This window comes from Oribacterium sp. (assembly GCF_057249185.1).
Map to the genome: position 1 here is coordinate 4310 of NZ_DBHIGR010000029.1, position 12113 is coordinate 16422.

The following is a 12113-nucleotide window of genomic DNA, read 5'->3' on the forward strand; positions in this document are numbered from 1 at the left end:
CAGTCTCTCCATCGGCCTGATCTTTCTTCTTAGAGCGCTCCTCGTAAAGCTGTTTTCCAAGGGCAATCATAAAGCCAAGGGCAAACAAAATCAAAAGTCCCGTTACCAGCCATTTTGCTCCTCCGGTTAAAAAGCCTCCCACATAGGAGTAAACCAGGGTTGCCGGCGTCTGTCCAAGACCTGTTGCAATAAAAAAGCCCCAGAAGGACATTCCGCTAAGTCCTGCCGCATAGCTCACAATATCAAAGGAGACAAAGGGCAGCAGTCTTGCAATCAGGATACTTTGCTTACCGTGCCGTTTAAAAAAGGCATCTATCTGGTTTAAGGCACCCTTGGAGCTAAGCTTCTCCACGAACTCTCTTCCGAAGGCTCTTGCGATAAAGAAGCTTAAGGCTGCTCCCGCCATGGCGCTGGACCAGGAAAGTAAAGCCCCCTTCCAAAAGCCGAAAAGAGCGGCATTTGCAAAGGTAATTAAAAAGGCGGGTAGCGGCGCAATGATGGACTGTAATACCATCAAAAGGAAGGAAATGACCGCTGCATAGGCTCCGTAGGAGGCCACAAATTCCTTTAGCTTTTGGAAGTCTCCCGTGGCAAAAACACGGAAGACTTCCTGCATAAAGCTTCTAAACGGGCTATAGAGAAAATAAGCCCCTATAAGAACAACTCCAAACGCTATGATTAAAATTCTTTCTTTCAGAAAGGATTTTTTCTCCATTACTTATCTCCCTTAGAAAAATCATAGGTGATTTCCTTGGTTCCGTCCAAGCAGTTCCAAACATTGGTATAGCCCTTGCTTGCGATATACTCCGCAGCCTTTGCGGAACGGTTTCCGGAATAACAATGGGTAATGATTAAGGTGTTCTTATCATCCGGAAGGATAGCATCAATAGTCTTGGGATCATCCGCATTGACATTCACAGCGGTAGCAAAATGCTCCTTTGCGAAATCCTTGGCTTCTCTTGCATCCACCACCAAAGCATCCTTTGCCTTCTCCATCAGCTCAGCACCTCTGATATTTCCAAAGGTGGTTAATTCATAGGAATGCTTCTTTACGCCCTCTGCGTTATAAACCTTGGTAAAGCCGTCATTTACCAGAATATCCGCAGCCTCTCCGGACATCTTTCCGGAATTGCAGTACAGTACAACGTCCTTATCCTTCCAATCTTCAATCTTGGATACTTCATCCTTGAAAGTATCTAAAGGCATGTTTAGAGCAAATTTGATATGTCCCTTTGCATAGTCTTCCGCATTACGAACATCGATAACCAGGTACTTTTCCTTCTCGTCCTTATCCGCAACGATTTTCGCAAGGGCATCCCCCTTCATCTCCTTGACTTCAGCCTTCTCCGCTGTAGCAGCTGTTGTTTCCCCGGCAGCCTTACTTTCTCCTGCCGCTTCACTGCCTGCTACGGTAGTTTCCTGCTTTGCAGCAGTCTCTGTCTTGCTTCCCTGTCCGCAAGCGGAAAGAGAAAGGGCAAATAACACCACACCTAATCCAAATAAGTTCTTTTTCATTACTTTGCCTCCTCAAAATGTGTAAACTTCTGTGCTTCCCGATACTGTCCTTCCATTTCTTATTTTTGCACAAAAAAATAAAATACTCTTCTTAGCTAAATCCATTTTGTTTCCGTATGTTTTATAAAAAAATAGTGAAAATGGAATGCCGCTCGGGGATTTTCTTAGCCATTTTATCATAAATATACAGAAATTTATATTGTAATTTCTGATAGCGTAGCCTTAGTTATTTTATAATGCTATATCGTAAGACCCGAAATTAAATCTAAAACAGCTTCTTGCAGCATTCCTCCACCTCCGTCAGGAAGGGATCCTGTAAGTAAGCCTTGATTTTCCGGAAGGTATCTTCATTTTGCAAATCTCTCCCCTTCTTGTATTCCGTATAGGCCATGGCGCACCAGGAAAGCCCCCGGATGCAGTTATACAGAATAAAGAGGGCGGTTTGCTCCTGTAAAGCCGGAAGTGCAATGCCTCTACAGCTTTGATAATGCTCTAAGAAGCCCTTGATTTCCTTTTCCGAAAGGATGTAGTCCGTCTTCCAAAAAGTGGTGGTAGGACTAAGAAAATGTCCTAAATCCTGGGCAAAATGTCCGTAAAGGGGCTTTTCCCAATCCACCAGATAATTCTTCTTTCCTTCCCCGTTAATCAGGAAGTTTCCGGAGTTTAGTTCCGTATTGATAATGCAAAACTCCTCCTGCCTTAAAAGCTTTTCTCCCCGTTCCTTTTCCTCCACCCCCTTCTTCCAAAGAGCATGAAGGCGGGAATATACGGAATCCTCCATAAAGGGGCTTAGTTCATACACCCTTTGCAGTCTTGCAGACTCGGTAAGCATCTCCAGAAGAGAATCTTTAGCAAAATACAACTTATCTTTCCCTATGTCCTCTTCTCTATTGTACGGAAGACCATGGATATCCGCCAGAATTTCCGCTCCAATCTTTAAGTCCTTGGCATAATCAAGGGCTACTCCCTCCAGAAAGTCCATCACAAGAATTCCCGGCTCCCCCGACTTTTCCCGGCAGTAATAAAGCTTAGGTGTTCTGCCGGACTTTTCCAAAAGACTTAAAGCGTTGGCTTCATAAGAAATCTGTCGTTCCAACTGCATTTGTGAGCCATGATTCACCCGAAGCACGTATTTTTTTCCGGTATCCGGGTGGGTAAATACAAAGTTTTCGTTATACTCTCCCCTGGCCAGAAAATGATATTCCTCCCGTATTTCCCTGCCTAATCCCAAAGCCTCCCGATAGGCAGGTTCTGCAATACATTGTAAAAGCGCCGGTTCCTTAGCGAATGTCTCTGTATTCCTTTGCCAACTGTTCAATGTCTTCTCCTTTACGATACCTGCCCCGAAGCCGGTTCATTTTCCACATCAAAGATAGCTTATGAATAAAATTGCCCTGAAAGCGTCTGTCGCTGGTAATAATACGCTTTTTAGCCAAATAAGGAATAATTCCCTGCTTCTTTAAATTCAGGGAAAACTGATAGTCCTCCATTAAGGGAAGATTGGGAAATTCTCCCACGGAGAAGAAGCAGTCCCTGTCCACAAAGATGCCCTGATCCCCAAACATGACTTTTCTATCCAGCACCCTGTGATTACTGATAAAGCTGCAAATGCCCATTAAGGGAGAAGGATTTTTAAAACGAATGCCAAGACAGCCTGCTAAAGAATGCTTCATTCCCTCCCGGATTTCTTTCATAAAGCCCTTGGGAAGGATGGAGTCACAGTGCAGGAAGAAAAGAATATCTCCGGAGCTTTCCTCCGCTCCAAGATTCATCTGTATTGCCCTTCCCTTTTTACTCGGAATTACCCGATACTCTCCGGAAAAATGATTTTCTCCTCCGTCTACAAAGAGTATTTCCAACTCCTTTTTATAAGGGCAAAGCTGTTTTTCCATCCTCCGAACCAGTCTTCCCTCCTTGTAGCAGGGGATAATGACGGAGATTTTCGCATTTTCTGCCAATGCCTCTCCGAAAGCGGATTTCCGCAGGGCCTTATCATAAGGAAGCATGCTTCTGTATGCATTAAGGTCTTGTCCCTCGTCCACATCTCTCTTCTTTTCCAAAAGGCTAAGGGGGATTTTGGACTTTTCTAAGATTTTCCGGGTATAGGAAAAAGGACTTTCTTTTGGGATAGGTCTTCTCGCTTTACCCTTAGGCATAGACCGGCTGTTCCGAAGGGAAGAAGCAGCCAGTATAGTTCTGTTTTCCTGCACCGCCTGATAAGAAAAACAGGCATGAAGCAACTCCGGCTCTATCCTTCTTTGTAAGCCAATGCCGTAATAGCCTTCATCAAGACTGGCTCCTAAGACCTGCCTTCCCTTTCTTCCCAGAGCGAATACTCGATGAAAATGCGCTTCCTCCATAAAGGGAATATCCGCTCCCACCAGATAAGAAAACTGACTGCCCTTGGAAAAGCTGTAGCGAAAGGCATTTTCCATCTTATCAAAAATATCCCTTCCCTCCTGTCTTTGAAAGCTTACCTTGGGAAAAAGCGTTTTCAGACAATTTAAGGCTGTTTCCCACTGCTCCTTTGCAATACCCTTGGGCAGATCATAAAACACTAGAAGGGAAAGCCTCTTTTCCTTTCTTTCCAGCTTCTTCCACAGTGCGGAAAAATCCTTCAGAATTGCCCAATGGATTTGCAGAGCTCCTTCCTCTCCGATATGAGGAACCAGCCTGGTTTTGGTTTTTCCTAAGATGGGAAGTCTGGTAAAGAGAATCAAACTTTGTCGATCTTTGTCCTTTTCTTTTTCGATTTTGCTTTCTCTTGTCTTTTCATTATGTCTTAACTTTTCACTTTGCCTCGTAAGCTTACAGAGCTTTTTTCGATGAAACAGACCATGGGCAGCTTCCATTTCCCCTCCTCTTAATAAAACTTATGCTTAAAGCGATTCCAGAAGGAATGGCTGTAATCCGCCTTTTCTCCTGTCTCCAAAATCAAGGGCAGAAAATGCTCCGCCTCCTGATTTCCTTCCTTGCTAAACTGTCCGATACAGGTGGAGCAATAACTGATTAACGGCTTATCCCCTCCCTGAGTGCTTTTTGCCATTTCCTTGGAAAGCTCAGCCTCCTGCACAAAGGCACAGCCTCCCATGCCGCAGCATTGCAGGTTCTTCTTTTCGGAAATTTCTCCACTGATAAAGTAAGACAGCCCCTCCATCCAAACTTTATCCTCCCGATCCGGACAGGGATAGAAGCAGCTATATGCTCCCTCCACCTTCTTTCCCACACCCAGTTCCTTCAGCTTCTCGTAAACCGTGGTGATTTTTACATTCAGTTGATTGCCGAAATGATAGTAGCAGTTTGGACATGCCAGCACAATCTCTTCGATACCGTATTCTTGAAAGCGTTTGTTCAATCTCCGGAAAATGGCATTGGCCTCCGCTTCCAATCCCAGCTCCAGCACAGGCTTTCCGCAGCAATCATAGAAGGGGGGAATCCCTGCATTTGCAAAGATGGAAAGAAGCTTCTCCAAGGTCCTTGGATAATAGGCCGGAAAATTACAGCCCGGAAAAAATACGGTCTTAGCGCCTTTTGCCTTCCTATGGTTTTTAAAGAGATAATTTTTCTTCTCCAGCAAAATTCCGCTGTAACCTCTTTGCTTTAAGCCATATTTTCCTTCCTTTACCTGCTCCTTTCGGAAATCAAGAATAATTTCCCTTCCGTCAATGCCCTTAGGGCAGACTCTGGTACATTCTCCGCAAAGATAGCAATGATAAGCCAGTTCTCTAAGCTTCTCCGTATCGCCGATACAAATATCATACTTTGTTAAAAACTTACATTTTCTTTTGCAGGCATTACAGTGAATACACTCCTCCACCCGCTTATGAATCTCCCGTTTTTTCTTTTCTGTCATATACTCCCCTGAACTTTACTCTACTTAAATTATTCTCAAACTTAGTTTCTCATTTATTCTTAAACAGTATTCTCAATCATTGTCAAAGCTTCCGAGAACGCTTGGGAAAGTCCTGAATTTCCTAAGTTTTCTCTTTCATCTCCATGGCCTTTTCTCTTTTTTTGAAAAAATACAGCATTCCCATCAAAAGACAGAATATAACTCCTGCAGTCAAAAAATAAATCCAGGGATTTTTCTTTTCCTGTAGTCCGGCGAAGGCAATGGTATACATAGCTGTTCCCGGAATCATAAAGAGAAAGCTGCACACAAAGTAGAGGGAAAAGGAAATGTCTGTAATCCCGTAGGCATAGTTTTGTAAATTAAAGGGAAAGACCGGAATGGTTCTTGTGATAAATAAAAGCAGGAGAAGATTCTTCTTTTCCTTTCCCATGAAATACTTGGCAATATAGGGATTTTGCATAAGCTTAGGCTTAATGCTGTCCTGCAAGAAATACCGTCCCATAAGAAAGGAGATTCCTGCGGAAATGCTGGCAGCCAGAGTACAAAGTACGGTGCCCCAGAAGGCATGGAAAACCATACCTGCCAAAAGGGCATAGCTGATACCGGGGAGGGCCAAAAAGGCTCCCGCCAGGGCACAGAGCAATACATAGACCAAGGCCGCAAGGAGGAAGTTCTCCTCCACCAAACTTTGTAAATACCGAAGCAGCTCTCCCTGAAAAATATCCTTTACCGGCACCTTCCAAAGAAGGACAAAAAGGAGGATAAGAAAAATCAAAAAGGCCGCTAATTTTTTCTTAGCCATAGTGTCCTCCCCAGAAATGCTCCATAGCATAAAACGACCATAGCATTTTGTAAAAGTAGAAGCAATATACTTAGCTCATATTCCCGCATTTTCATAGTCATGGCAATAAAGAAATAGGCATAGGAAAAGAGGAAGGAGCCAAGGCCATAGAGGCATAAGAGCTTGTGGGGAAGCTTAGGGGAAAGCCTGGGAAAGCCTTCCATTTTTCCCTTTCCGCCAAATGCTTTCTTTGTAAATATGAGGAACAAAAGGCTAAGCACCATCATTCCCAACAGCACTTTCCATTGGTGCAAGAAAAGGGGACCGATTTGAGGTCCCCTCCATTTGCTTCGTAAATATACCATGTGCCTTGCCATGCCCATCTTATGCTCTGTAAAGTAATGGATAATATACAGTCCCACAAGGGATAAGATACTGAGGAGGCCGGATAAAACCGTAATTCCCTGAAGCAATATTTTTTTCATTATTTCTTTGCCTTATCTGTGCTTAAGTCTTTTACCAAAACTTCCTTATAGTCGCTGCTTCCCGGCTCGCCCAGCTGAACCTTGTTCTCACCATCCATCTGCCATACATACCAACCGCCGTCATAGAGGTAAGCATTCTTATAACCATTTTCATGGGCAATGAGGAAGGGAACGGATGCTCTCCAACCGGTTCCGCAGTAGAAGGCTACATCATTTTTCTCTAAGGAAACACCGCTTTCTCCTAAATAAGACTCCAGCTTCTCCAAGGAAACAATGCTGCCGTCCGGATTGTTGTAGGAACCGTCATCCGTATCGTGCCCCCAAACTGCGCCTAAGGGCTCTCCTGCACGGTCAATATAGGAATAGCCGGAGGTCTTTCCTAAGAACTCATCCTTGGAACGAATACTTACCAGCTTGAACTTGGGATCATCCTTCTGCTTTTCCTTCACTTCATCGATGCTTAAAATATATTCCGGATGAGCGGGAATCTTTACCCCGAAGTCCTTATCGGTAGCTACAGGCTGGTTTACCTTAGTTTCTGTCTCATATCCAGCCTTGGTCCAGGCATCGATTCCGCCGCTTAAGTTCTTTACATCCTCTACACCTGCCCAAAGAAGAACAGTTGCCAAACGATCATCCGCTGCATTTTCAGGGCTGTTTCCGTAAGTTACCACCTTGGTATCCTTGGTGATGCCGTAGGACTTTAAGAGCTTTCCGATTTCTTCCGGAGTACGGAAATTCCAGGTTTCCTCTTCTTCGATATCATCGGTATTGACATGGAAGGCTCCGGGAATATGGGCCTTGTTATAGGCCTCGTCCTGCTCTACCTTTCCCCAGGCTGCTTCCAAAACCACTACATCCTCACCGGAATCCATCAGTTCCTTCACGTACTCAGGACCAACATAGACGGTTTCGGTCTTTACATCCGCTAAATCCTTCGCCTCTTCCTTCTTCTCCTCCGCCTTCTCGGAAGCAGCCTCAGTAGTTTTCTCGCTCTGCTTCTCGCTTTCCTTTACACTCTCCTGTGCTGTGCTTGCCTTAGTGTCCGCCGCTTTGTTTCCGCAAGCTGCCAATACGGACAACATAGAACCGCAAAGTACCAATTTCATAAGATTCTTTTTCATTTGTTCTACTCCTTCAAGTCAAGATGATTACAACTATTGCAGTATAGCATTTTTGTAAAGAAGTACAAGAAGATGAGTATTTTAATATCTTATAAATAAAAGTGATTTATCGGCTTTAATTATATATACACTTTAATAATATATGCACTTTAGCAAGAATATATCGACTTTCGTAATGCTCTATTGGCTTGAATAAAATAGCACAGTTTTCCTCAAATTCTTTTGCTCTAAAAGTCCATGCTTTGTTCTATAAGACAAAAAATACCGCTCCCACAGGGGCTACTTCCCAAGTGGAAACGGTATCTATTTCATCGGCGATAAGCCGATATTATTAAGCTAACTTAGCCTTAGCTGCATCGCAAAGTGCCTTGAATCCATCCGGATCTGCAATAGCTACTTCGGATAACATCTTTCTGTTCATGTCGATGCCTGCGGACTTTAATCCGAACATCAGCTTGGAGTAAGAAAGACCGTTTAATCTTGCAGCTGCATTGATTCTGGCAATCCAGAGCTGTCTGAACTGTCTCTTTCTCTCCTTACGTCCCTTGTAGGACTCGGTAAGAGCACGCATAACGCTCTGCTTAGCTACTCTGTACTGCTTGGATCTGGCGCCTCTATATCCCTTCGCTAACTTTAAAACTCGATTGTGTTTCTTCTTTGCGTTTACTCCGCCTTTAATTCTCATCTTATCCTCCTATCAATCCCTTAGCCTATTACAGATAAGGAAGAATCTTCTTCATTACCTTCTCGTTAGTGTGGTCAACCACAGTGTCTTTTCTCAGAGTTCTCTTTCTCTTTGTGGTCTTCTTGGTAAGGATGTGAGATTTGTTTGCCTTGTTTCTAACTAACTTTCCTGTACCTGTGAGCTTGAAACGCTTTGCTGCTGCTCTCTTCGTTTTTAGCTTTAACTTTGCCATATTTGCCTCCTGTGAATTTACTTTTTCGGGCTTAAAACCACTGCCATATTTCTACCTTCAACCTTTGCCGCCTTATCCAGTACGGCAATGTCGGAAAGCTTCTCTCCGAACTCGTCCAGAATATACTTGGACTGATTCATACGAGACATTTCTCTTCCTCTGAAACGTAAGGCAATCTTGACCTTGTTTCCCTTCTCCAAGAACTTTCTCGCTGCGGAAAGCTTCGTATTCAAATCATTGGTATCAATGTTCGGTGTCATACGAATTTCTTTCAGCTCTGTTGTGTGCTGGTTCTTTCTGGCTTCTTTTTCTTTACGCAACAGTTCATAACGATATTTTCCGTAATCCGCAATACGAACTACAGGTGGCTGAGCAGTCGCCGCAATCTTAATCAGATCCAACTCCGCTTCTCTTGCCTTTTGTTGAGCATCCTGAATGGACATAACCCCCAGCTGCTCTCCTTCCGCTCCGATGACTCTTACTTCTTTGTCCCGAATCTGCTCGTTAATTTCCAGTTCCGCATTTTTTTTAATGGCCATAAGCTCCTCTCTGCACAAATCCAGCGTATCCCTCACTCCTCCGGCGATACTTGCTAAAAATAAAAATATGGTGGATTGTAAGCCAATCCACCATTGAAAATACACAAAGGTAATAATCAATATTAACCCGGGTCAGTGAGCTGCCAAGGTGAGGTGGATACCTACTTTCCTGTCATAAGACTAGAAAATCTTAACACTCTAGTCTTCCTTTGTCAACAAAATCTTCTCAATTAAATCCAAACATTCTTCTCTTCCCGCTTTGGATGTGGCGGAGAAGGGAATCATCACACATTCCGGACTGGCGGACAGGGCTTTCCGAATGTCCTTTACCGCCTGCTGTTGCTGAGAACGCTTCAACTTATCCATCTTGGTGATAATCACAATGGGCTCATAGCCTGTTGCAGAGCAGATCCATTGGAACATCTGTAAATCCTTCTCGCTGGGAATTCTTCTACAGTCCAGAAGCAACACTACTTCTTCGATATCCTCTCCCTGCTCCAGATAGCGCCGAATCATGCGATCCCATTTTTCCTGCTCCACAGGGCCTGTGGCCGCATAACCGTAGCCGGGAAGGTCCACCAGATAAAAGCTGTCATTGACAGAATAGAAATTGATGGTTCTGGTCTTTCCCGGTGTGGAGGAGGTTCTGGCAAAGGACTTTCTTTGCAATAAGGTATTGATAAAGGAGGACTTTCCCACATTGGAACGGCCTGCTAAAACAAATTCCGGCTTTCCCGTCTTTGGCAGCGTAGACTTTACACCGCAAACGTAGGGAAGGTCCACAGAACGAATGACCATATTATCCTCTTTTCTTAACCCGTTTTCTCTCTTTTACATTGTCTTCTTTATTCTGCTGAAATTCCAGCCAGCGTTCCTGTCTCTTCTCGGGATTTCTTTCCGCTCTGGGCTTGGCCTGATTCTCCACCACATCCTTGGTGATCTCCACCTCGGCAATGTCCTCATCGGAAGGAATCTCATACATGATTTCCGTCATCATCCCTTCCATAATGGAACGAAGTCCTCTGGCTCCGGTCTTTCTCTGTACCGCCTTCTCCGCAATGGCGGTTACCGCATCATCCGTGAAGGAAAGACCTACACCATCCATCTCAAAGAGCTTCTGATACTGCTTTACCAAAGCATTCTTCGGTGTGGTCAGGATACGCTTTAAGCTGTCCACATCATGGCTGCTTAATTCCACATCCACCGGTACTCTACCGATAAACTCGGGAATAAGACCGAACTTGGTTAAGTCCTCAGGCTGTACCTGCTTCAGAACATCATCATAGTTATCTTTATTCTTCTCTACGATTTCCGCTCCGAATCCGATAGAGCCGGAAGCAATTCTCTTCTCAATGATGTGTTCCAGGCCGTCAAAGGCTCCACCGCAGATAAAGAGAATATTGGTGGTATCAATCTGAATCAGCTCCTGCTGAGGATGCTTTCTTCCACCCTGAGGGGGAACGGAGGCAACGGTTCCTTCCAAAATCTTCAGAAGCGCCTGCTGTACTCCCTCTCCGGAAACGTCTCTGGTGATGGAAACATTTTCCGACTTCTTGGTAATCTTATCAATCTCATCAATATAGATAATACCGATCTCCGCCTTGGAAATGTCATAGTCCGCCGCCTGAATCAGCTTAAGAAGGATATTCTCCACGTCCTCTCCCACATAGCCGGCCTCAGTGAGGGCTGTAGCATCCGCAATGGCAAAGGGTACGCCCAAAATCTTAGCCAGAGTCTGGGCCAGGTAGGTCTTTCCTGTTCCGGTAGGTCCAATCATCAAAATGTTGGATTTCTGCACATCTATATCTCTTACCTTGGAAGTGATTCTCTTGTAATGATTATATACCGCAACGGAAAGCACCTTCTTTGCTTCGTCCTGTCCGATGACATATTCATCCAGGAAATCTTTAATCTCCTTCGGCTTCAGTAAATGGATATCGGAAACCTCGCTTCCTGCATTCTCTCCGCCCATTTCTTCATCGAAAATCTCCTGACAAAGCTCCACACACTCATCACAGATATAGGTGTTGTTCAAGCCGGCAATCATTTTCCGAACCTGCTTTGCTGATTTTCCGCAAAAGGAACATCTTACTTTATCATCCGGTTTCATAGGCATATTTCTTCCTGCTTTCCTTATTATTTATTTCTTTTCTAAATCTGTTCTTTTCTGGAAAATGTGGTCAACCAGACCGTATTCCAGAGCCTGCTCCGCAGACATCCAGTAATCTCTCTCCGTGTCAGCCATCACCTTCTCAAAGGGCTGATTACAGTTTTCCGCCAAAATCTTGGCTAAATTCTTCTTGGTACGGAGAATCCATTCCGCCGTAATCTGAATCTCTGTAGCCTGTCCCTGGGCACCGCCTGAGGGCTGATGAATCATAACCTCCGCATTGGGCAGAATCATTCTCTTCCCCTTGGCACCTCCTGCCAGTAAGAAGGCTCCCATGGATGCCGCCATACCTACACAGATGGTGGAAACGTCACACTTAATGTACTGCATGGTGTCATAAATTCCCATACCTGCGGTTACTGAGCCTCCTGGAGAATTGATATAAAGGGAAATGTCCTTATCCGGATCCTCAGACTCCAAGAAAAGTAGCTGGGCAATAACCAGGGATGCGGTATCACTGTTTACCTCGTCTCCCAGAAAAACGATTCTTTCGTTTAAGAGTCTGGAAAAAATATCATAGGAACGCTCTCCCCTACTGGTAGACTGGATAACGTATGGAATGGTGGTTATATTTTGTGGATATGAAAAATTCTTCATGGTATACCTCCTCTATTATGGGTTCTTCTATAGAATACCATAGGGCAATCCTTTCCCCTATAAACCCATGGTTTAAGAATCGAGTAGGAGGCGGCGACTAACCGCCGTCCTCTCACAGCACTGTACGTACGG

14 protein-coding genes are annotated in these 12113 nt (G+C 44.4%); all 14 read right to left on the reverse strand.

Annotation, left to right across the window (positions count from 1 at the left end):
* The coding region (locus ACO4PX_RS02995) for a TVP38/TMEM64 family protein (RefSeq protein ID WP_485571350.1) at window positions 1–715 on the reverse strand (715 nt) is incomplete at its 3' end.
* The gene (locus ACO4PX_RS03000; protein WP_485571352.1) at window positions 715–1515 is read right to left on the reverse strand and encodes a rhodanese-like domain-containing protein; all 801 of its coding nucleotides are present in this window, start codon (window positions 1513–1515) and stop codon (window positions 715–717) included. The genes ACO4PX_RS03000 and ACO4PX_RS02995, both read right to left, overlap by 1 nt.
* Window positions 1516–1780: 265 nt before the next feature.
* Entirely contained in the window at window positions 1781–2833 is a 1053-nt protein-coding gene (locus ACO4PX_RS03005; RefSeq protein ID WP_485571354.1) for an aminoglycoside phosphotransferase family protein, read from the reverse strand.
* Window positions 2796–4367 (reverse strand): TIGR04283 family arsenosugar biosynthesis glycosyltransferase, encoded by a 1572-nt coding sequence (locus ACO4PX_RS03010; RefSeq protein WP_485571355.1) that lies wholly within the window; start codon window positions 4365–4367, stop codon window positions 2796–2798. Before ACO4PX_RS03010 ends, ACO4PX_RS03005 begins: the two co-directional genes overlap by 38 nt.
* A gap of 11 nt (window positions 4368–4378) precedes the next feature.
* Window positions 4379–5368, reverse strand: a complete 990-nt coding sequence (locus ACO4PX_RS03015; RefSeq protein ID WP_485571356.1) for a (Fe-S)-binding protein — start codon at window positions 5366–5368, stop codon at window positions 4379–4381.
* A 121-nt stretch (window positions 5369–5489) separates the two neighbouring features.
* Entirely contained in the window at window positions 5490–6170 is a 681-nt protein-coding gene (locus tag ACO4PX_RS03020; RefSeq protein WP_314344903.1) for a TVP38/TMEM64 family protein, read from the reverse strand.
* Window positions 6152–6634, reverse strand: coding sequence for a hypothetical protein (locus ACO4PX_RS03025; protein WP_485571358.1), 483 nt, complete (start codon window positions 6632–6634; stop codon window positions 6152–6154). Before ACO4PX_RS03025 ends, ACO4PX_RS03020 begins: the two co-directional genes overlap by 19 nt.
* On the reverse strand, window positions 6634–7758 hold the full coding sequence (locus tag ACO4PX_RS03030) for a sulfurtransferase (RefSeq protein ID WP_485571360.1): 1125 nt from the start codon (window positions 7756–7758) through the stop codon (window positions 6634–6636). The genes ACO4PX_RS03025 and ACO4PX_RS03030 overlap by 1 nt, the downstream gene beginning before the upstream one ends.
* Window positions 7759–8089: 331 nt before the next feature.
* Complete coding sequence (gene rplT / locus ACO4PX_RS03035; protein ID WP_007155946.1) at window positions 8090–8443, reverse strand: 50S ribosomal protein L20; 354 nt, start codon at window positions 8441–8443, stop codon at window positions 8090–8092.
* Window positions 8444–8471: 28 nt separating this feature from the next.
* Window positions 8472–8675: a 50S ribosomal protein L35 gene (gene rpmI / locus ACO4PX_RS03040; RefSeq protein ID WP_007155945.1), complete on the reverse strand. Its 204-nt coding sequence runs from the start codon at window positions 8673–8675 to the stop codon at window positions 8472–8474.
* A 17-nt stretch (window positions 8676–8692) separates the two neighbouring features.
* Window positions 8693–9214, reverse strand: coding sequence for a translation initiation factor IF-3 (infC, locus tag ACO4PX_RS03045; RefSeq protein ID WP_040648481.1), 522 nt, complete (start codon window positions 9212–9214; stop codon window positions 8693–8695).
* A gap of 198 nt (window positions 9215–9412) precedes the next feature.
* Window positions 9413–10012 (reverse strand): ribosome biogenesis GTP-binding protein YihA/YsxC, encoded by a 600-nt coding sequence (yihA, locus tag ACO4PX_RS03050; RefSeq protein WP_304069643.1) that lies wholly within the window; start codon window positions 10010–10012, stop codon window positions 9413–9415.
* Window position 10013: 1 nt separating this feature from the next.
* Entirely contained in the window at window positions 10014–11330 is a 1317-nt protein-coding gene (clpX, locus tag ACO4PX_RS03055; protein ID WP_485571362.1) for an ATP-dependent Clp protease ATP-binding subunit ClpX, read from the reverse strand.
* 24 nt (window positions 11331–11354) lie between these two features.
* The gene (clpP, locus tag ACO4PX_RS03060; protein ID WP_007155941.1) at window positions 11355–11981 is read right to left on the reverse strand and encodes an ATP-dependent Clp endopeptidase proteolytic subunit ClpP; all 627 of its coding nucleotides are present in this window, start codon (window positions 11979–11981) and stop codon (window positions 11355–11357) included.
* Window positions 11982–12113: the final 132 nt, after the last annotated feature.

What these genes read in the sequence shown, in the direction of transcription:
- ACO4PX_RS03000 (WP_485571352.1), bottom strand. Translation starts at nt 1,515, where the DNA reads ATGAAAAAGAACTTATTTGGATTAGGTGTGGTGTTATTTGCCCTTTCT.
- ACO4PX_RS03010 (WP_485571355.1), bottom strand. Translation starts at nt 4,367, where the DNA reads ATGGAAGCTGCCCATGGTCTGTTTCATCGAAAAAAGCTCTGTAAGCTT.
- ACO4PX_RS03015 (WP_485571356.1), bottom strand. Translation starts at nt 5,368, where the DNA reads ATGACAGAAAAGAAAAAACGGGAGATTCATAAGCGGGTGGAGGAGTGT.
- ACO4PX_RS03020 (WP_314344903.1), bottom strand. Translation starts at nt 6,170, where the DNA reads ATGGCTAAGAAAAAATTAGCGGCCTTTTTGATTTTTCTTATCCTCCTT.
- ACO4PX_RS03025 (WP_485571358.1), bottom strand. Translation starts at nt 6,634, where the DNA reads ATGAAAAAAATATTGCTTCAGGGAATTACGGTTTTATCCGGCCTCCTC.
- ACO4PX_RS03030 (WP_485571360.1), bottom strand. Translation starts at nt 7,758, where the DNA reads ATGAAAAAGAATCTTATGAAATTGGTACTTTGCGGTTCTATGTTGTCC.
- rplT (WP_007155946.1), bottom strand. Translation starts at nt 8,443, where the DNA reads ATGAGAATTAAAGGCGGAGTAAACGCAAAGAAGAAACACAATCGAGTT.
- rpmI (WP_007155945.1), bottom strand. Translation starts at nt 8,675, where the DNA reads ATGGCAAAGTTAAAGCTAAAAACGAAGAGAGCAGCAGCAAAGCGTTTC.
- infC (WP_040648481.1), bottom strand. Translation starts at nt 9,214, where the DNA reads ATGGCCATTAAAAAAAATGCGGAACTGGAAATTAACGAGCAGATTCGG.
- yihA (WP_304069643.1), bottom strand. Translation starts at nt 10,012, where the DNA reads ATGGTCATTCGTTCTGTGGACCTTCCCTACGTTTGCGGTGTAAAGTCT.
- clpX (WP_485571362.1), bottom strand. Translation starts at nt 11,330, where the DNA reads ATGCCTATGAAACCGGATGATAAAGTAAGATGTTCCTTTTGCGGAAAA.
- clpP (WP_007155941.1), bottom strand. Translation starts at nt 11,981, where the DNA reads ATGAAGAATTTTTCATATCCACAAAATATAACCACCATTCCATACGTT.